This is a genomic window from Actinosynnema sp. ALI-1.44 (assembly GCF_001984155.1).
Taxonomy (GTDB): Bacteria; Actinomycetota; Actinomycetes; order Mycobacteriales; family Pseudonocardiaceae; genus Kibdelosporangium.
The window spans coordinates 138,756-158,421 of the sequence record NZ_MTQO01000040.1 but is presented as its reverse complement, the minus strand read 5'-3'; the positions used below and the strand labels follow the sequence as shown (position 1 = coordinate 158,421).

15 protein-coding genes are annotated in these 19,666 nt (G+C 67.3%); 8 read left to right on the top strand and 7 right to left on the bottom strand.

Annotated elements, in window-relative coordinates; genetic code table 11:
* Window positions 1-42: 42 nt before the first annotated feature.
* Complete coding sequence (locus ALI144C_RS14730; RefSeq protein ID WP_143230647.1) at window positions 43-315, bottom strand: hypothetical protein; 273 nt, start codon at window positions 313-315, stop codon at window positions 43-45.
* Window positions 316-414: 99 nt separating this feature from the next.
* Here ALI144C_RS14730 and ALI144C_RS53155 point away from each other — a divergent pair, with 99 nt between their 5' ends.
* The 5 genes from ALI144C_RS53155 to ALI144C_RS14710 all read left to right on the top strand — a co-directional run bounded on the left by ALI144C_RS53155 (window position 415) and on the right by ALI144C_RS14710 (window position 7,071).
* Window positions 415-714 carry a helix-turn-helix domain-containing protein gene (locus ALI144C_RS53155; RefSeq protein ID WP_083753030.1) on the top strand — a complete coding sequence of 100 codons (300 nt, stop codon included), beginning with the start codon at window positions 415-417 and terminating at the stop codon, window positions 712-714.
* A 26-nt stretch (window positions 715-740) separates the two neighbouring features.
* Window positions 741-1,256, top strand: a complete 516-nt coding sequence (locus ALI144C_RS53150) for a DUF5753 domain-containing protein (RefSeq protein WP_083753029.1) — start codon at window positions 741-743, stop codon at window positions 1,254-1,256.
* A gap of 108 nt (window positions 1,257-1,364) precedes the next feature.
* Window positions 1,365-1,703: a VOC family protein gene (locus tag ALI144C_RS14720; RefSeq protein WP_076987653.1), complete on the top strand. Its 339-nt coding sequence runs from the start codon at window positions 1,365-1,367 to the stop codon at window positions 1,701-1,703.
* Window positions 1,704-1,742: 39 nt separating this feature from the next.
* Window positions 1,743-4,238, top strand: a complete 2,496-nt coding sequence (locus tag ALI144C_RS14715) for a DEAD/DEAH box helicase (RefSeq protein ID WP_076987652.1) — start codon at window positions 1,743-1,745, stop codon at window positions 4,236-4,238.
* An 838-nt stretch (window positions 4,239-5,076) separates the two neighbouring features.
* Window positions 5,077-7,071, top strand: coding sequence for a tetratricopeptide repeat protein (locus ALI144C_RS14710; RefSeq protein WP_168211251.1), 1,995 nt, complete (start codon window positions 5,077-5,079; stop codon window positions 7,069-7,071).
* Here the strand turns inward: ALI144C_RS14710 and ALI144C_RS54350 are convergent.
* From ALI144C_RS54350 to ALI144C_RS14700, 3 genes are read right to left on the bottom strand one after another with little or no spacing between them, the layout of a single operon-like run.
* The gene (locus tag ALI144C_RS54350) at window positions 6,987-7,289 is read right to left on the bottom strand and encodes a hypothetical protein (protein ID WP_143230646.1); all 303 of its coding nucleotides are present in this window, start codon (window positions 7,287-7,289) and stop codon (window positions 6,987-6,989) included. The two genes, ALI144C_RS14710 and ALI144C_RS54350, sit on opposite strands and share 85 nt — an antisense overlap.
* Window positions 7,286-8,479 carry a hypothetical protein gene (locus ALI144C_RS14705; protein WP_076987650.1) on the bottom strand — a complete coding sequence of 398 codons (1,194 nt, stop codon included), beginning with the start codon at window positions 8,477-8,479 and terminating at the stop codon, window positions 7,286-7,288. The genes ALI144C_RS54350 and ALI144C_RS14705 overlap by 4 nt, the downstream gene beginning before the upstream one ends.
* On the bottom strand, window positions 8,472-9,641 hold the full coding sequence (locus tag ALI144C_RS14700) for a nucleotide sugar dehydrogenase (protein ID WP_143230645.1): 1,170 nt from the start codon (window positions 9,639-9,641) through the stop codon (window positions 8,472-8,474). Before ALI144C_RS14700 ends, ALI144C_RS14705 begins: the two co-directional genes overlap by 8 nt.
* Window positions 9,642-9,945: 304 nt before the next feature.
* Here ALI144C_RS14700 and ALI144C_RS14695 point away from each other — a divergent pair, with 304 nt between their 5' ends.
* Window positions 9,946-12,927, top strand: a complete 2,982-nt coding sequence (locus ALI144C_RS14695; protein ID WP_143230644.1) for an ATP-binding protein — start codon at window positions 9,946-9,948, stop codon at window positions 12,925-12,927.
* 80 nt (window positions 12,928-13,007) lie between these two features.
* Here ALI144C_RS14695 and ALI144C_RS14690 read toward each other — a convergent pair whose 3' ends face one another.
* Window positions 13,008-14,399 (bottom strand): M20/M25/M40 family metallo-hydrolase, encoded by a 1,392-nt coding sequence (locus tag ALI144C_RS14690; RefSeq protein WP_076987647.1) that lies wholly within the window; start codon window positions 14,397-14,399, stop codon window positions 13,008-13,010.
* A gap of 114 nt (window positions 14,400-14,513) precedes the next feature.
* On the opposite strand from ALI144C_RS14690, the gene ALI144C_RS14685 reads away from it, so the two are divergent.
* Both ALI144C_RS14685 and ALI144C_RS14680 read left to right on the top strand, forming a co-directional pair.
* Entirely contained in the window at window positions 14,514-15,113 is a 600-nt protein-coding gene (locus ALI144C_RS14685; protein WP_076987646.1) for an RNA polymerase sigma factor, read from the top strand.
* Window positions 15,106-16,272 carry a hypothetical protein gene (locus tag ALI144C_RS14680; protein WP_076987645.1) on the top strand — a complete coding sequence of 389 codons (1,167 nt, stop codon included), beginning with the start codon at window positions 15,106-15,108 and terminating at the stop codon, window positions 16,270-16,272. The genes ALI144C_RS14685 and ALI144C_RS14680 overlap by 8 nt, the downstream gene beginning before the upstream one ends.
* A 2-nt stretch (window positions 16,273-16,274) precedes the next feature.
* Here the strand turns inward: ALI144C_RS14680 and ALI144C_RS14675 are convergent, their stop codons facing one another.
* Together ALI144C_RS14675 and ALI144C_RS14670 are read right to left on the bottom strand one after the other, a co-directional pair.
* A complete protein-coding gene (locus ALI144C_RS14675) occupies window positions 16,275-17,984 on the bottom strand; it encodes a dipeptide ABC transporter ATP-binding protein (RefSeq protein WP_076987644.1) in 1,710 nt (569 codons plus the stop codon).
* Window positions 17,981-19,660 (bottom strand): ABC transporter substrate-binding protein, encoded by a 1,680-nt coding sequence (locus ALI144C_RS14670; protein ID WP_076987643.1) that lies wholly within the window; start codon window positions 19,658-19,660, stop codon window positions 17,981-17,983. The genes ALI144C_RS14675 and ALI144C_RS14670 overlap by 4 nt, the downstream gene beginning before the upstream one ends.
* Window positions 19,661-19,666: the final 6 nt, after the last annotated feature.

Below are 19,666 nucleotides of genomic sequence, written 5' to 3'. Positions count from 1 at the left end.
TTGCCGGGTGCACTGCGACGCTGGGGAAGATGAAATCACCGGTCAGCCGGGTCCGTCAAGCCCCTCGGGACGTGGGTCGATCCACACGACCTCGTGCGGCTCGCCGAAGAGGAGACCGATCACTTTGAGCGACCCGAGTTGCCCGGTCATGTTGTCCACTACCGAGCGCACATCGACACGGTCGGCGGTAGCGAGCCCCCACCCGAGCAGGAAACCTTCGCCGTCGTCCTCGACCGAGCAGATCGCGAACCGGCTCGGCGGATTCTCGACGGCGTCGTTCCGGAGTGTGTAGACGATCTCGTCCAAAGAAGTCATGGAAGTACCGTGACAGAAGGAGATCGTGTCCCAAAAGCCGAGACAACAACCACGATCGGGCGATGCGGATCCGCTGCCCCGCGGGGTCGAATAGGCGTCATGAAAGCTGGTTCGGCCCAGCTCCGCCTACTCGCGGCTGAGCTCAAACACATGCGCGACAAGGCAGGACTGAATGTTCGAGATGCCGCGAAGCTGGCGGGTCTCTCGCGCGCCTCACTCAACAGGATGGAACTCGGACACCGAGTCGTCGCGCCCGAGGACATGGCCACTCTGCTGGTGATCTACGGTGTCGAAGGCGCCGAACGAAACCACATGCTGAACCTGGCTCGGCAACTGGGCCAGCCGCATTGGTGGGAAATCCTCTCTTCACACGGCCGGACCATGGTGGTTCCGCGCTGAACGCTTTCGAGTCGGAAGCGAACCTGGTGACTCACTTCGAATCGCTGCGAGTCCCGGGCCTGCTCCAGATTCCGGAGTACACCAGAGCGATCATGAGCGGCTGCGGCATCTCGCCCGCCGAGAAGGAGAAGCGAGTCGCCATCCGGATCGAGCGGCAGAAGCTCCTCAACCAGCCCAAGCCACATCTTGTCGCGATCCTCGACGAGACTGTCCTACAGCGGCCCGTTGGCGGTCCGTCGGTGATGGCGAACCAGCTGAGAAGCTTGATCGAAGCAACCCAGCGACCCACTACTGACGTGCGAGTCATCCCCCTCGCCCATGGCGCCCACCCCGGCATAGACGGCTCTTTCGTAACCATGGAGTTCGCCAGGGCGGCGCCCATCGTCTACCTTGAACACAAGACGGCATCCCATTTTCTCGATGCACCCGAACTGGTCGCCCCCTACCTTGATGCGAACAAGGTGCTCATGGAGCTCGCGCTCAGTCCGACCGAGTCACTCGACCTCATCGCCCGAACGGCTGAAGAACATGCCAGGACGTGAGACAGGAAAGATCTTGTAAGCGTCTTCGAAAATCTCCTGCCCGGTGTCGAGTTGGGGCTGACCTGGTCGTCCTCCGAGTCAGTTGGTTCCGACTCGAAGGGAAGATCCATGTCTGGCGAAGTCAACTGGTTCGAGCTCGCCGTCGACGACACCGCGAAGGCCACCGCCTTCTTCGGGGGCGTCCTCGGCTGGCAGACCGCGCCGTTCCAGGAGGGTGTGGACTACCACCTGGTCACCAACGGCGCCGCCGGTGCCATCGCGTCCAAGGACTCCGTCACGCCCAACAGCCGCGTCTACTTCAGCGTCGACGACCTCGACGCCTCCCTCGCCAAGGTCGGCGAGCTCGGCGGCAAGCCCGGTGACGCGACACCCATCCCCGGCTTCGGCCGGTACGCGCACTGCGTCGACGACCAGGGCACGGCGTTCAGCCTCTTCCAGCAGAGCTGACCATGGCCGTACGGGCTGGTGGGATAAGTTTGTGGGGTCATGACACTCACCGAACTCGTTCCCGCCAGCCCGGACCCGGACGCCCTCTTCGACGCGTTCTCCACCTGGGCGACCGACCGTGGGCTGAGCCTGTACCCCGCACAGGAGGAAGCCCTCATCGAGGTCGTCTCCGGGTCCAACGTGATCCTGGCGACACCGACCGGCTCCGGCAAGAGCCTGGTCGCGGTGGGTGCGCATTTCGCCGCTCTCGCCGAGCGCCGCCGCAGCTTCTACACCGCGCCGATCAAGGCGCTGGTGTCGGAGAAGTTCTTCGACCTCTGCGAGGTCTTCGGCGCCGAGAACGTCGGCATGATGACCGGCGACTCCAGCGTCAACGCTGGCGCGCCGATCATCTGCTGCACGGCCGAGATCCTCGCCAACATCGCGTTGCGGGACGGCGCCGACGCGGACGTCGGCCAGGTCGTGATGGACGAGTTCCACTTCTACTCCGAGCCCGAGCGCGGCTGGGCGTGGCAGGTTCCGCTCCTCGAACTGCCGAAGGCCCAGTTCGTCCTGATGTCCGCCACGCTCGGTGACGTCACGCGGTTCGAGAAGGACCTCACGCGCCGCACCGGGCGGCAGACCACCACGGTCAGCTCCGCGCAACGGCCCGTCCCGTTGTTCTACAGCTACGCGCTGACGCCGATGCACGAGACGATCGAGGAGTTGCTGCAGACCAACCAGGCCCCGGTCTACGTCGTCCACTTCACGCAGGCGTCCGCGATCGAACGGGCCAGCGCGTTGATGAGCATCAACGTCTCCACCCGGCAGGAGAAGGACGAGATCGCCCGCCTGATCGGGCGCTTCCGGTTCACGTCCGGGTTCGGCAAGACCCTGTCGCGCCTGGTCAGGCACGGCATCGGCGTGCACCACGCGGGCATGCTGCCCAAGTACCGCCGTCTGGTCGAGCGGCTCGCGCAGGCCGGGCTGCTCAAGATCATCTGCGGGACGGACACGCTCGGCGTCGGCATCAACGTGCCCATCCGGACCGTCCTGTTCACCGGTCTGTCCAAATACGACGGCACGAGAACACGGCACCTGAAGGCCCGCGAGTTCCACCAGATAGCCGGGCGGGCCGGGCGCGCCGGGTACGACACCGTCGGCAACGTCGTCGTCCAGGCGCCGGAGCACGACGTCGAGAACGAGCGTTTGCTCGCCAAGGCCGGGGACGACCCGAAGAAGCGCCGCAAGGTCGTGCGCAAGAAGCCCCCCGAGGGCTTCGTCTCGTGGAGCAAGCAGACGTTCGAGCGGCTGATCGCGGCCGAGCCCGAGCCGCTGACCTCGAGTTTCGCCGTCAGCCACACCATGCTGCTGAACGTGATCGGCCGCCCCGGCGACGCGTTCAAAGCCATGCGGCACCTGCTTGAGGACAACCACGAGGACCGCCCGTCCCAGCGCAGGCTGATCAGGCGCTCGATCGCCATCTACCGCGCCCTGCTGGCCGCCGGAGTGGTCGAGAAGCTCGACGAGCCGGACGAAACCGGCCGCACAGTGCGGCTCACGGTCGACCTCCAGTTCGACTTCGCGTTGAACCAGCCGCTGTCGCCGCTGGCTTTGGCAGCGATCGACCTGCTGGACAAGGAGTCCCCGAGCTACCCGCTCGACGTGCTGTCGGTCATCGAGTCCACATTGGAAAGCCCACGGCAGATCCTGTCCGCGCAGCAGCACAAGGCGCGCGGCGAGGCCGTGAACAAGATGAAGGCCGAGGGCATCGAGTACGACGAGCGCATGGCGTTGCTCGAAGAGGTCAAACACCCCGAGCCGCTCGCCGAACTGCTGAACGCGGCGTACGAGATGTACCGCAGCGGCCACCCGTGGGTCGCGGACTACCACCTCGAACCCAAGGCCGTCGCACGCGACATGTACGAGCGCGCGATGAACTTCGCGGACTACGTGGGCTTCTACCAGCTGGCCCGCTCGGAAGGCCTGGTGCTGCGCTACTTGGCGGACGCCTACAAGGCCGTCAAGCAGACCGTGCCGGACGAGGCCAAGACCGACGAACTGCAGGACCTGGTCGAGTGGCTGGGCGAACTGGTGCGCCAGGTCGACTCCAGCCTGATCGACGAGTGGGAGAAGCTGGCCAACCCGGACGACGAGGAAATCCAGCAGCAGGACGACACCCCGCCGGGCGTGACGAAGAACGCGAGGGCTTTCCGCGTCCTGGTGCGCAACGCCTTCTTCCGCCGGGTCGAACTGGCCTCACGCCGCGACTACTACGAACTCGGCCTTCTCGACGCCGCCGACGGCTGGGACTACGAAGCCTGGCAGGAAGCCCTCACGCCGTACTTCGAGGAGCACGACGAGCTCCCCGCCGGTCCTGAGGCCCGCGGACCGCATCTTTTCGTCGTGGAACAGAAGCCGGACAGCTGGCTGGTCCGCCAGATCATCGACGACCCCGCCGGTGACCACGACTGGGCGATCAGCGGCGAGGTCGACCTGGCCGCGTCCGACGAGGCCGGGACGGCCGTCGTGCGGATCACCGAAGTAGGCAACTGACTTCCGGAGTTCACGGCCCCCGTTCGGCACTGCCGGACGGGGGCTGGGACGTGTGCCGCGTTCACACCGCGACCGGCGCGGTGCCCCCTCCCCTGATGTGATGCCGGGACGCCAGCACGACATCTGATCCACCACACCTGATGTGGTGCCGGGACTCGGTCGAGAGACGCCCCTGGCCACAGGCGTCTTCCGCGCTGACACTCCGGATGTCACGAGGTTGGTCCACGGACTCAGGCGCTCCGGAAGCCAGGCCCGTGAACACCACAAACCCGAATGCGGCAACAGCCGCGACCGACTTCTTGTTCCTCGGCATCCGTCGAGCTCCTTCGAGAATCACAACATCATCGATCTTGAAACTGGGTTCACAGGGTAGATGCCTCATTTTCACCGGTTGACTTCGGGTGGCTGATCGGTCGACCAAAAGTGTCAGCGGTGCTCAGACTTCGTGCCGCCTTCATGCGAACGGCTGACAAACACGACACGGGCAGTAGATCGATGTCGACATCGAGTGAAGATCCACTAACCCCGCCGCACCAGCCCGACTTCGCACGCATGCCACAACCAGCACTGATGCTTTTTCCTGGTCCATTTGCCGCGCCGACGACCGCCGGATGGTGCACGCAACGGAGTGATTCTCACCGGATAGATCGCGCGGACTTCCGGTTTGGAAGACACTGCAAAGAGAGGTAGATGGGCCAACCAGCGGGGAGGTACGCCCATGGCGGGAAGCGAGAAACCTGATCAGATCCGACTTTCCGGAATCGTGGAAGGCAGTTCGGTGGTACAGGCGGGTTCCGTCCGTGACATCACGATCAACAAAGGTTCTCGCGACCATCCCGTGCCGTCGCAGCTGCCGCCGCCGCCACAGTCCTTCACCAGCCGTGACAGCGAACTGGCTCGGCTGGATCAATGGTTGGCTGAAAGCTCCGGACTTGTGGTCGCGGTCATCAGCGGCGCCGGCGGCGTCGGTAAGACGACCCTCGCACTGGAGTGGCTGCACCGCGTGAGGAAGAGATTTCCCAACGGAATGCTGCACGCCGACCTCGGCACGTTTTCGTCGAGCGGTCCGGCGGCTCCCGACCACGTTCTCGAATTCTTCCTGTTGGCACTCGGCACACGTGCCGTGGACATGCCTCCCGATCTGCCTCAGCGGCAGGCGCTCTACCGGTCCATGACGGCCGACCGGGCCATGATCGTTCTGTTGGACGACGCTGTTTCCGCCGCTCAGGTCCGGCCGCTGCTGCCCGCCTACGGCAACACCGTGGTCGTCGTGACGAGCAGGCGGCGGCTGGCGGGGCTGAGCCTCGACAGCGCCCGGTTTCTCGAACTCGGCCCGCTGTCCGTCGCGGACTCCGTCCAGCTCATGGACAACATCGTCGGCGCCGGGCGGCTCGCACGTGAGCAGAGTCAGGCCGAGGAGATCGCCCGGCTCTGCGGCGGTATGCCGCTCGCGCTCTCCCTCGTCGGTGCGCGGCTGTCGGCTCGCCCGCACCGCCCGGTGTCCCGGGAGGTCGGCACCCTTCGCAGCGATGACCGGCTCGCGACCCTCACCGTCGACGAGTCGTCGGTCGAGGCGGTCTTCGACGTCAGCTACGGTGAACTGGCCAGTTCGCCCGCAAGGACGTACCGGATGTGCTCGCTGCACCCCGGAAGGCAGTTCAGTCTCGACGCGGCCGCCGCGGCCACCGGTGAGGAGCCCGACGAGGTCGAGGAGTCACTGAGTGAACTGGTCGACTGCCACCTCATCGCGGAAATCTCCGACCGGAGGTTCCGTTACCACGACCTCCTCCGGCTGCACGCTCGTCAACAGGCGAGATGGGTGGATCCGCGGGCCGATCGGGAGGCGGCGGTCCGACGGATGGCCGACTGGTATCTCGACAGATCAGCCGCCGCGGACCTCGCCCTGCGTCCCACACGGCGAAGAGTCGGCTCCCGGTTTCAGGTTCCCCTCGAACATCCCTTTCCGTCACACAGCGACGCGTTGCGGTGGCTGGCCGTGGAGCGCCACAACCTGCTCGACGCGGTTCGCGCCGCCGCACAACACGGCTGGGACGAGGCCACGTGGGAGTTCTGTGAAGCGCTGTGGGGATTCTTCCTGCACGCCAGGCACTACGACGACTGGCTTGAGATGCACAAGCTCGGCATCCCGGCAGCGCAACGGACAGGCAACACCGTCGCGGAAGCCCGGCTGCGCACCCAGCTGGTGCTCGCACTGGCCCAACTCCATCGGTACGACGAAGCCCTCGACGAAGGTGCGATCGCACTCAGGCTCGCGAAACAGGCGCAGGACGAGTTCACCGAAGCGGCGTTGCTGTTCGAGGTCGCCGGGGTCTTTCTGAGCCAGGGCGACCTCGATGCGGCGCTCCGGCACTTCAAGCAGGCGGAGCAACTCCGGTTGAAGATCGGCACCGAGCGAGCTGTTGCCCTGTGCCGTCGCAGGATCGGCGAGACACTCGTCAAGCTCGGCCGTCACGACGAGGCACTCACGACGCTGCTCGACGTCGCCAGCACGTTCGCCGAGATCGACCGAGCGGAGCACGCTCGCGTGCTGACGATCCTCGGCAGCCTCTATCTCGACCTCGACCGGGTGCCGGACGCGGCGTCGTCGCTGGCCGAAGCCCTGCGAATCGCTCGTGAACTGGGTTCGGACCAGTACGAGGCGGAAGCGCTCGTGGTGCTCGGCGACGCCGCACTCCGGCAGGGCGACGTGGAGAGCGCGCGTCGCCATTGGACACTTGCACGCGATCACTACTCGGGCAACCGGGATCCCAAGGCAGCGGAGATGTCCGTCCGGCTGTCCAGCATCCCCTTGCCGCGCAACAAGGATTCGTAAGCCTCGGCCGCGGTCCGAAGCACGTCACCCGGCGAAGTGACCACACGCTGAGCAGGCCGGGCCGCGAGCAGAACGCCTCGCTCGGCCACGTCGACGACCACCAGGACACACCCTGGCAGCTCGGCGAGGATCGCGGTCGCGAGGTCGTCGGCGACGGACATGCAGGGCGCGGCACGGACAACGACGTCAGCCAACGGGCTGCCCGGCGACCGGCTCATGACGTGACCAGATTCGGCAACGGCACAGCGAACAGCCTCGCCGGGTGGTCGGGCTCCGGCAGCCCGATCGACTGGTAGATCATCCGGCGCAGGATCGTCGCGGCCTGGCCGGGCCGCGATGTCACCTGCCCCGCGATCCGCCTCGTGTGCTTGCGGGCCTGCCGGAGTTGCGGCAGCAGCGGACTCCGGAGATCCAGCCGGGTGGCGCTGCTCGCGAGCCGGTCCGCGATGCTGCCCGACCGGATCTTGTGCCGCGGGAACGTCGCCAGCGCCACCCGTTTGCCGATCGCGGCCGCGTATTGCGTGGTGGACCCGTAGTCGCCGACCACGTAGTCGCTGGCGATCATGGTGGCCCGCCAGCCTTCCTCCGGCGGGACGATGAGCAGCCCGTCGTCCACGCAGTCGGCCAGCCACGACGAGATCTGCCACCGGCCGTGCGCGGCCCACACGTTGGGGTGCAGCACGAGCGCGACCCGGCCGCCCGCGGCGGACGCCTCCCGGAGCAGCAGGTGGCACAGATCGGGCTGCTGGCCGAACACCGAGTCCGGCGACCACGTCGAACTGAGGGTGATCAGGCTCTGGTCCGCTTCGATTCCCAGTGCCTGCCTGTATTCGGTGTACTTCGGCACACTCGTGATCATGCGGTCGTAGCAGATGTCGCCCGCGACAACGGCCACCGGCAGCGCTTCCGGACACGTACGACGCAGCACGCGAACCTCGTTGTCGTGAGTCAACGCCAACGCGGCCGGGATGAGCCTGCCCTGCCTGGTGAGTGTCTCCCTTGCCAGCCCGGTGTGCGGTGCCGCCGCGCCGCCCGCCAGAGCGAAGTACTTGCGGGACATCAGGTTCCCGGCGCCGTGCGGAAGCATCATGATCCGGCCGTTGACCCGGTCGACCCCGATCTGACTGGCGGTGAGCACGAGATCGAACCGGTGGTTGACTGCCTGGTGCCACGGGATGACCAGACCGCCGCACGCGGCCGCGAAGTCCGACGCACCGGGCCACGCGTCGTCCGGGACCGTGAGCACGGTCTGGATCCGCTGGTCGCCGCGGACCAGCGTCAGCACGTCCGCCAGCCGCGCCCCGGCCGTGACAGTCGGGACCATCACCAGCACTGTCCGGCAGCCTGCTCTGGTGACTCGTGCTTCCGAGCCGTGTCCGATCGGGCCGCGCACCCATCGCTCAGACATCCGAAACCTCCACAGTGGATGGAACGCCGCTGGAACAGTCGATGACCGGTGCCGCGAACCCGGCCACATTCATCCCGCTGTGCCTGGTGACCACCAGGACGAGGTCCGCGACGTCCGGCGACGGCGGCGTGCTGCGCAGTTCGGTACCGTCGGACAACCGGAGCCAGGGCACGAACGGGTCGTGATAGGACACTTCGGTCTCCGTCCTGATCTCCTCGAGCAGGCGGACTGCCGCGGACCTCCGCACGTCCGCGACGCCGGGCTTGTAGGTCACGCCCGCGATCACGACCCGCCTGCCGCGAACGGGAATCCTGCGCAGGATCGATCGCGGGACGGCGTCGTTCACCTCGATCGCCGCCTCCACCGTCCTGGCGGGCGCACCATGACGACGAGCAGCGGCGGCGAAGAACTCCGCGCAGACCGGTACGCAGTCGCCACCGGCACCGGGTCCGGGGGTGTGGGCGAGAAAACCGTATGGTTTGGTCCTGGCGGCCGCCAGCACTTCCATGACGTCGATACCGGACACGCCGCACAGCGCGGCCAACTCATTCACCAGCGAAATGTTGACGAGCCGGAACGTGTTCTCGAAGACTTTGGTCAATTCGGCGACCCGGACGGAGCTCACCGGAATCACCTCTTCACCCAATTGCCGCAAAAATCGAAGCCCTTTGCCGAGCGCGTCTGGGGTAAGACCGGCAACAGTGCGTAGCGCGGAAGTAGTATGATCAGGTCCAGGGTTGATACGAACCGGTGAATGAACGATGTGAACTTCACCATCGACACTCCCGGATATTCGGGAAACAACGAAGTCCTCGATCATCCCAGGCGGACACGTGGACTGCACGATCACGAGATCTCCCGCGCGCAGCAGGGGTGAGATCGAGTCGACCGCGACCGCCAGATCCCTGCTCGGCACGCACAGCACGTACACCGGCGCGTGCGGGATGTCGCCTGTCCGCACACACAGCGGCCCCGACAACAGCGCGGCGAGTTCGACCTCGGCGACGGTCGTCCGCCCACAGCCGGGTTCACCCGCGACGATCTCGGCCACCCGTGCCGCGCTGGAGTCCACACCGACGACCCGCAAACCGCGGCGTGCGGCCGCGACTGCCATGGGCAGCCCGGTATACCCCATTCCAACCACAACCACATCGGATTCCACTTGGCCCTCCTCGTACACCGGGAACCTCCCGGTACGCACCCAGACTGCGAGGTGTCCCGGGTCATCCGACTGACACGATCAAGACAATTCTCGGAAACCGCAGGCCAGCGCCGTGAATCGCGATCAGAACGTAGGATCGGTGGACGCTGTGGACACCTGTGGGACAAACAGACGTCATCGATCAGGTCATCCGAATGGCACATAACGACGGGATTTCGGATCCGAAGGCCGTCTGGTGGCGGCCCGACGAATATGGGCAGAATGAACAATTGTCCGATGGCCCGACCAGCGAGGGGAAGCGCTGGTGGAGATCAATTACAGGATATTGGGCGCTCCAGCCCTGCGCATTCGAGGTCGCTTCGAGCAGGAGTGGGCGCAGTCCAAGCCGAGGGGGATGCTCTCGGTCCTGCTGCTACGGGCACGCCGGCCGGTCCCGGTCGCGGAACTGACCGACTGGATGTGGCCTGTCGGCAAGGCACCCGATGATCCGGCAGGAGCCCTTGTCACCTACCGCAAACGGATCGTGCACGCGCTCGAGCGGATGGACGCCCCACCGCGAATCCGGTATCGCGACGGCAGCTACCAACTCGACGTCGACCGGGAAGAGATCGACTTCCACGAGTTCGGCAGGCGAGTGGACACGGCCAGGGCGGCGGCGCGGGACGGCGACCACGCCAGTGCCGTGCGAGAGCTGGCATCCGCGATCGACGACCTCTGGACGGGCACGCCGGTGCCCGATCTGCACGGCGACCGGGCAGCCAACTGGCGCCAGATGGTCGTGTCCGAAAGCCTCGTCCCCGCACACAGCGCGTTGTTCACGAGCCTGGGCGCACTCGGCGAACACGGGCAGGTCCTCCGCAGGCTCGCGGACCTGCCGGTCGAGCTCAGGCAGTCCCTGACCATGGTCAAGCACCGGCTCGCCGCACAGCACGGCGCGCACCGGTTCCATGAGGCACACAGCTACTACCTGGACCAGCGCAAACGGCTCAGGGACGATGGCAGCCTCGACGAAGCCGACGAGCTCACCCGGTTCCAGAACGAACTGCGCGCCCGTCACCACGAGCACCGAGTCACCGTTTCCGCACGCGTGCCACCGCCGCGGGCCGCGGAAGTCCCGCACCTGCTCCCCCATGACGTCACGGACTTCACCGGACGGGAAACGCTGCTCCAGCACCTGGACAGGATCACTGTGGACGCCACCGGCCGACCGGCCGCGACCATCGCGGTGCTGGCCGGCGACCCGGGTGTCGGCAAGACAGCGCTGGCCGTGCACTGGGCGCACCTCGCGGCGAGCCGGTACCAGTGCGGCAGGCTCTACCACGACCTGAACGGGTTCGGCGAAGGTCCGGTGGCGCACGAGTCCGATGTGGTCAACGACTTCCTCACCGCGCTGGGTGTCACGGCCGAGTCGGTGTCGCCGCTGTCGGCGCGGAAAGCCAGATTGCGCGGCCTGCTCAGCGGACAACGCGCGCTCGTGGTGCTCGACAACGTCCGCGACCACGACCAGATCCGTCACCTGCTCGACTGCCTGAGCAACTGCACAGTGCTGGTGACAAGCCGGTCGCGGTTGCCGGATCTGGTGCGTCGCGGCGCGTCGACCGTGCCGGTCCAGCCGCTGACGTACACCGAAGGCAAGGCGTGGCTGGCGAAATGGGTCGGTCAGCGTGCGTCAGCCGAGGCCGCGGCGGCGAGCGATCTCGTGGCGTTGTGCGGCGGCAACGCGCTCATCCTCAAGATCGTGATCGAGCGGACACGAAGCAGACCCGGCGTGGCGCTGGCCGAGTTCGCCGACGAACTGCGGGACGAGCACACGATGCTCGGCCTGGGCGGCCGTGGTCCCGAAAGCAGTGTCCGCGCGGCGCTGGGCTGGTCGTACCACGCCATGAGTCCGGCCGAGCAACGCCTGTTCCGCCTGCTCGGCACCCACCCCGGGCCCGATGTCAGCATCGATCTGGCCGCGTCGCTGGCAGCACAGGACCGCAAGGACGTTCAGCGCAAGCTGGAGGCTCTGGTCGACTTCCACATGCTCAGCCAGCCTGAGTCGCTCACCCGCTACCGGCTGCACGACCTGCTCCGCAGGTACGCGAGGGAACTCGCCGCGGCTTCCGACGAAAGACAAGCCGCGGTGCGGCGCCTGCTCGACTTCTACCTCACGAGCAGCCAGAACGCCGACCGCGTCACCGCCCCGAACCGGGTCCCGGTCGCCATCGCGCCACCCTCGGTTGGTGTCGTCCCTGTAGAGTTCGCCGACCCGGACAGCGCGATGCGTTGGGTGGCGAGAGAACGAGCGAACATCAACGCGGTCATGGGCTACGCGTCCGACAATGGACTGCACGAGTTCGTGATGAAGATGCCCAGCATGGTCGGCGAGATCTTCCAACGGCTCGGGCACCGGGATGACGCCATTGCCGGACTGCGGATGTCGATCCAGTCCGGCCGGCTGGCAGGCGACGTCTACGAGGAGGCCTGCGCATGGGGAAATCTGGGTTTCCACCAGCTGGCGGCCCGCGAGTTCGAAGCCGCGCGCGACAGCCTGGTCAAGGCACGGGCGATGTTCGAGCACATCGACGACCCGATCGGGATCGCGGTCACCGATCTGAAGGTCGGCAGGCTGGCACTCGAACAAGGTGACGCGGGCCGTGCCGTCGAGATCCAACTCTCCGTACTGCGTACCTTCCGCCAGTTGCGGTCCACCGGTGAGGAGGCCGTCACGCTGTACCGGCTCGCTCAGTCCTATCGCAGGATGGGCAACCTCACCGAGGCGACCACGTACGCGCGGGCCGCGTTGCGGCTCGCCGAGCAACTCGGTGCCGACCACACAAAGGGGTGTGCGTTCACCGAACTGGCGGAGATCCACCTGGAACGCGGTGAGTTGACCGAAGCGAAGGCCTGCTGTGAACGCGCACTGCGGATCCATGAGAACTCCGACTCGAACCAGATGGGCACCATCCACCTGACCCTCGCCCATGTGCACGTGAACATGGGCAACACCGCAGACGCCGAGCTGTGTGCGCGTCGCGCGTTGACGTACTACCGGAGTTCGCATGACATCAGCGGGCAGGCGAAGGCACAGCGGGTGCTCGCCGAACTGCTGCACGGGCAGGCCCGGCACGAGGAAGCGGCGGAGCTGTGGGCGCTGGCGCTGAGCTCGTTCGAAGCGATCGGCAACCAGCGGGCGGCCACCGACATCAGGGAACGACTGACGGAGATCCCTGCGGCCCCCAGCATTCCGGCGGACCGGACGGAGTCCATCCAGCACCCTTCCGCCTGGTACCGGAGTGTCTGACGCCGGTGTTCACCGGACCGCTGCCCTAGGGGTGACGAGGTGGGCCACTGGGCCGCGTTTCATATGTCCGATCCCGGCTCTCAGGACTGCGGGGTCGGGAACGCCACCGGGCTGCGGTGTCCTGCCTTGTCGTAGGCGCGGACGCCGAAGAAGACGTTGTCCTTGGACAGGTCGATCTTCGCCGTGGTGGTGTTCCCGACGTCGATGTAGTGGGTCCAGTCGTTGTCCGTGGTCTCCCGCCAGACGACCTCGTAGCCCGCGAGGTCCGGCTCGGTTCCGCGCTGCCACAGCAGATCCGTTTCGTTGGTCAACGCGGCTGTGTTGACCCGCACGGCTTTCGGTGTTCCCGGGGCGGTCGCCAGCGACCACAGGGTCGCCGCGTTGACCTTGGCCACCCTCGCGATGAAGGAGAAGTCGCAGAACTCCGGCAGGTCGCCGAACTGCACGCCGTTCTCCACGCGCACGTCCTGGTGCTGGTGCGCGAAGTTCTCGTTCGGCTCGGTGAACCGCGCCGCTGGGTAGGCCTGCTCCAGGAACGGGATGTGGTCGCCGCCGCGCAGGTACCTGTCCCTGCGGTAGATCACACGTACGTTCATCCCGGTCGCGTCGTTCACCGCGACGCTCCGCACGAACCGGGACAGCTGACGTGCGGTCGAGTCGTTCTCGCCGCCCACCGACCTGCGGATGTTGGCTTCCGCGGGGGTTTCCGCCGTCGGCACGCCCTCGGCGAAGAGCCTGATCGTCCTGGGATCGCGGGTTCCGTCGTCGGCCGTGCTGCTGCCGACGATGTCGTTGGTGAACATGGCTTGTACGTCCGCGTTGGCGGCCTTGAACTGTGTCGCCATGTGGCGCGCGCCGTGCAGGCCCTGCTCCTCGCCCGCCACCGCGGCGAACACGATCGTCGCCTCCGGCCTGCGCCTCGCCATGATCCGCGCCAACTCCATCGCCACGGCCACTCCCGACGCGTCGTCGTTCGCGCCGGGCGCGTCCTTGGTGAAGTCGTTGGGATCCGTGCACCGCGAGTCGTAGTGCCCGGAGACCACGTAGATCCGTTCCGGCGCGGTGGATCCGCGCAGTGTCGCCACGACGTTGGTGATCCGGACCGGTTCCGGGACACGCGGCGGCACCGGCTGCTGGATGTAGGACTGCAGTTCGACCTTCATGTTCTCGTTGGCCGACTTGCTCATCTCCTGGAGGATCCAGTCGCGGGCGGCGCCGATGCCGCGGGCCGGATCGTCCTGTGCGGACAGTGTGTGCCTCGTGCCGAACGAGGCGAGTTTGCGGACGATCGCCTCGATCCGGCGTTCGTCGACCTGCCGTAGGATCGCCCTGAGTTCGGCGTCCGGCTGCTGCGGCCGGACCGGCTTGCCGGGGCCGCGGTCGCCAACCTGCTCGGCACCCGCTGGAACACCGGTACCGGTCAACGCGGCCGCCGCGATCGATGCGGAGAGGAACGTTCTTCTCGTGCCCATGAGGGCCGTCCTACGCCCACCACAAGGTCAAGTCCAGCCCCGAAAGCCGGTCTTCGCCAACCGGGGCCGTGAACGCGATCGGCCACTTCTGCCAATCACAGGGGTGTGAGGACGATGACTGACCCATTCGGGCGGCCGGACGAGGGCGACCCGCCGCACGACCGCGACCGCCCGGACCTCGGCGGCCCCGACGCCGCCGGGACCTTCGGGTGGCTGTTCGACCGGTACGCCGAAGCGCTGCACCGGTACCTGACCAGGCGTGTCGGCGGGGCCACAGCGGACGACCTGCTCAGCGAGACCTTCCTGATCGCACTGCGCCGCAGGCGCAGCTACGACCCCGCCAGGGCGGCCGTCCGGACGTGGCTGTACGGCATCGCCACGAACCTGATCCGTGAGCACGTACGCGCGGAACTGCGGGCGTTGGCGCTGACAGCACGGGCCGCCAGCGAACGCGCGATCTCGGGCTCCGCCCACGACGGCATGGTCGCCGACCGGGTGGACGCCCAGAGCGCGGCCCGGCGGCTCGCCACGGCACTGGCGAAACTGTCGCCTGCCGACCGTGACGTCCTGCTGCTGATCTCCCTGGCCGGGTTGAACACGGGTGAGGTCGCCGAGGCGCTGGGCATCCCGGTCGGCACCGTGCGGTCCCGTCTGCACAGGGTGCGCAAACAGCTGCGCGCCACCACCGCTGGAGAGGAGGACAACCGTGCCTGACAAGGAGAACGTCCACGAAATGTGGTCCGACCGAGAAATCGACGAAGCGATGGCCTTGCTGTACCAGGACGTACCGATCAACAAGCACGCCCAGGTCAAGGCCCGTGCCCAGCTGATGCGCGCCGCCGGAGCGGATGAGATCGCCACGCCGGACCAGACCGCGGAACCCACCCCCCGCCGGGTCGCACCATTCGCGGCCGTGGCAGCAGCCGTGGCCGTGGTCGTCGTCGGCGCTGTCGTGGTGGTCAGCACAGCCACGCGTGACGACATCGGCCCCGCACAACAGCCCGGCTCCGTGATGCCGAGGCCGCCCGCCACCTCCGACAGCCAGCACGCCCCGATGCCCGCGATGCCGGACCAACCGCAGAACAGCCTGAACAACCTGGCAACGCGGGTGACCGACACGCCGCTGGGGCCCGGACAGTACCGCTACGTCGCCACCCACGGGTGGAACCGGCAGAGCACCGAGGGCCGCAGCGGCACCAAGTACGTGTACCGCGGCGAGTACCGCACTGAAACGTGGATCCCCGTGAACCAGGAACAGGAATGGCTGTCGCGCAACCAGACAACGGGAAAGCGGCAGTGGATCACCGGCACCGAGCCGGAAGCCCGCGCGGACGCGGCGTTCTTCGAGTCGAAACTGATCCAGCCGGACGGTGAGAACCGCGCCCGCTGCGGCTTCTTCGTGCCCGTCAACAGCCAGATCTGCGCACCGGGGACGGTAGGCACCATCCGGACGGCGACCGGGTTCGTCAAACCGCCGACCGATCCGCTCGCGGTCTACACGCTGCTGGCAGGCGAATCCGCCACCCTCGCCGACCCGCCGTTGCAGTTCTTCCGGTCGGCAAGGGGACTGCTCGACGCCCGGTACCCGGCCGCTGTGCGGCGCGCCACTCTCGAAGCCTTGAGTCGTCACCCCTACCTCGCCGTCACGAACACGACGACGAGCGACAAGCGGCCCGCGATCTCGGTGAGCATCGACTACGCCAACGGTCAACTGCGCGAGGAGTTACTGCTGGACCCGGCGAACGGCACCGTGCTCGGCAGGCTGACGACCGCGCTCAAGGACGTCGACGGCGCCAAGTCCGGAGAGCGCATCTACGACGAGGTCCAAAGCGTGGGCGTCGCCGACGCGATCGGTGCCCCGCCGACCAGGTGAGGTCACGACGGAGCGAGCAGCCGCCAGGCCTCCCTGCGCCTGCGCTGCTCCTCCGGATCCGCGACCGGCGCGGCGGCGAGCAGGCGTTGCGTGTACGGGTGCAGCGGCTCGGCCAGGACGCCGTTCGTCGGGCCCTGCTCCACCACGTGCCCGCGGTGCATGACGGCCACCCGGGCGGCGAGTTGTTCGATCACCGCGAGGTCGTGGCTGATGAACAGGCACGCGAAGCCGTGTTCCTCCTGCAGTTGGCGGAACAGCTCCAGCACCTTGGCCTGCACCGACACGTCCAAGGCGGACGTGGGCTCGTCGGCGATGAGCAGGTCGGGGTTCAGCGCCAGCGCCCTGGCGATGCACACCCTTTGCCGCTGTCCGCCGGACAGCTCGTGCGGGTAGCGGTTTCGCAGATCTGCCGACAGTTGGACGGATTCCAGCAACGAGGCGACTCGTTTGTCCACATCGGAGCCGCTGAGGACCTTGTGCAGTGTGATCGGCTCGGCCACGCTCTCGCCGACCGGGGTGCGCGGGTTCAGCGACGACAACGGGTCCTGGAACACCACGCCGATCCGGCGGCGCAGCGCCTTCGCGGCACGCCCGCGTACGCGGGCGATGTCCTCGCCGTTGATCCGCACGCGACCGCTGGTCGTCTTGATCAAACCGGTGACCGCGCCTGCCACGGTGCTCTTGCCCGATCCCGATTCGCCCACCAGGCCGAGTACTTCGCCCGGCTCGATGTGCAGGCTGACCTGATCGGCCGCGCGCACGGAGATCGCACGGAACCGGCCGCCGTAGACCACCGACAGGTCTTCCACGCTCAGCACCGGCTGGTCGGCCGGGACGTCCGGGACCGACGACGTCGCCGGGTGCTCGGCCGCCGCCAGGTGGTTCTCGCGGACCACCAAGTCCGAGGCAAGCGCTCGTTCGAGACCGGACGTCGCCCGGGATCCCAGCGAGATCACCGAACCGAGCAGTTCCCGCGTGTACTTCTCCCGGGGCGCGGTGAAGATCTCGGTCACCGTGCCCTGCTCGACCACCTGGCCGTCGTACATCACCACGACCCGGTCGGCGAGGTCCGCCACGACACCCATGTCGTGGGTGATCAGCAGGATCGCGGTCCGCAGGCGACCGCGCAGGTCCCGCAACAGCTCCAGGATCTCCGCCTGGACCGTCACGTCCAGTGCCGTCGTCGGCTCGTCGGCGATCAGCAGTTTCGGGTCGTTCGCGACCGCCATCGCGATCACGATCCGCTGCAGCTGTCCGCCGGACAGCTCGTGCGGGTACGACCGGAACCGGCGCTCCGGCTCCGGCAGGCCGACCAGGCGGAGCAGTTCGGTCGCGCGCGTGCGCGCGTCCGCCGCGGACACGTCCTGGTGCGCCCTGATCGCTTCGACGAGCTGGTCCCCGATGGTGAACACCGGGTTCAGCGCGCTCATCGGCTCCTGGAACACCATGCCGACGTCGCCGCCGCGGACCTCGCGCAGGTCCGCGGGCGGCAGGTCGTACAGGTTCCGGCCGTCGAGCAACGCACGACCGGAGACCTTGGCGGTCGACGGCAGCAGGCCGAGCAACGACATGGCCGTCACTGTCTTGCCCGAGCCGGACTCCCCCACCACGGCGACGACTTCGCCCGCCGCGACGGAGTAGCTGACCGAGCGAACCGCTTGGACGGGGCCGAAGCTGACTTCGACCCCATCCAGTTCGAGCAGGTCCGTCACTGAACGATTCCGAACTGCCGGTAGTCGGCGTAGGCCGGGAAGCGTCCGATCTGGACGTTGCCGACCTTCGAGCCGTGCAGGTAGGAGTTGCGGGTGTAGATCAACGGCACGACCGGCGAGTCGGCCAGGATCTTCTTGTCCAGCTCCGCCCACTTCTTCGCGGCTTCCTTCTGGTCCACAGTGGCCTGTGCCGCGGTGATCAGGCTGTCGACCTCGGCGTTCTTGTACCGGGCGATGTTGTAGCCACCGCCGCCGATCTCGGTGGACTGGAACAGCGGCTGGATGTTGGCGTTGGCCGTCGGGATGTCCGGCTGCCACGAGGTCAGCGCCAGGTCGTAGTCCGGGTTCTCCTTGTTCTGCACCTCGGCGGTGAAGGTCTCGTCGTCCATCGGCTTGATGCTGACCTTGATGCCCGCCGCGGCGAGGCTCGACTGGACGGACTCGGCCAGCTTCGGCCCGTTGTTCTCCGCACGCGTCGCCAGGACCAGGCCGTCGAGGCCGTTGGGGTTGCCCGCCGCCGCGAGCAACTCCTTGGCCTTGGCCGGGTCGCCTTCCGGCTTGGTCTGGTACAGGTCGAACTGCTCGCGCCCGGCGATGCCCGGCGTGACCAGCGTGGTGGCGGCGTCACCGGCCAGCTGCGCGTTGCCCGCGCTGGCGACCTGGTAGGCGGCCTTGTTCACCGCGTACTGGAAAGCCTTGCGCACGTTGACGTCCGTGAGCTTGCCGCGCTGCGTGTTCAACGCGAGGTACGCCAGCGCACCGGACTCCGAGGTCACCAGGCGGGACTTGGCCGACTGGTTGGACTGGATCTGTGCGAGCTGCGCCGGTGAGGCGAACGACGTGCCGAACGCGTTCTTGTCGTCGCCGGTGTCGTCGGTCAGCCGCTTGGAGATCACGTTGGTCTGCTGGCTGAACTGCCAGATCACCTTGTCCGGGTACGCCGGGCGTGTCTCGTCGGACTTGCCGTCCCAGTTCTGGTTGCGGCTCAACTCCGCCGTCTTGCCGCGCTCGAACTTGTCGATCTGGTACGGGCCCGACGCGATCGGGTGCTCGCCGTAGTTGGCTTCCGCGCCCTTGCCCTTGGGCACCGGGGCGAACGCGGGCGTGCTGGCCACCCAGTTCCAGTCACCGTACGGGCGGGCGAGCTTGAAGATGATGGTCTTGTCGTCCGGCGTCTCGATCGAGCTGAGCTCCTGGCCGCCTTCGAACGGGCCCTTGTAGGTCAGGCCGGGTGACAGCAGGTCCTTGTGGTAGGCCAGACCACCCGCGAACGCCGGGGCGTACGAGCGCTCAAGCCCCCACTTGATGTCCGCGGACTTGATCGTGGAGCCGTCGCTGTACTTCTGGTTGTCCTTGAGGGTGAAGGTCCACGTCTTGCCGCCGTCGCTCGGCTTGCCGGTGTCGGTGGCCAGGTCCGGCACGATCGTGGTGTCCTGCCCCGGCGCGACCTTCCACGACGTCAGGCGCCGGTGCACGAACTGCAGGCCGGTCACCACCAGGCTGGAGCTGCGTGCCGGGTCGTACTGCTGGGTCGGCGAGTCGGACAGCAGGTACAGCGTGCCGCCCTTCTTCACGTCGCCGCCCGCCTGCCCGCCCGACGGCTTGTCGTTGGCGCCGCAGGCGGCCAGCAACACTGCCACCGCTGCTATCCCGGCGAGCGAATGCCTGCGTTTCATGGGTTC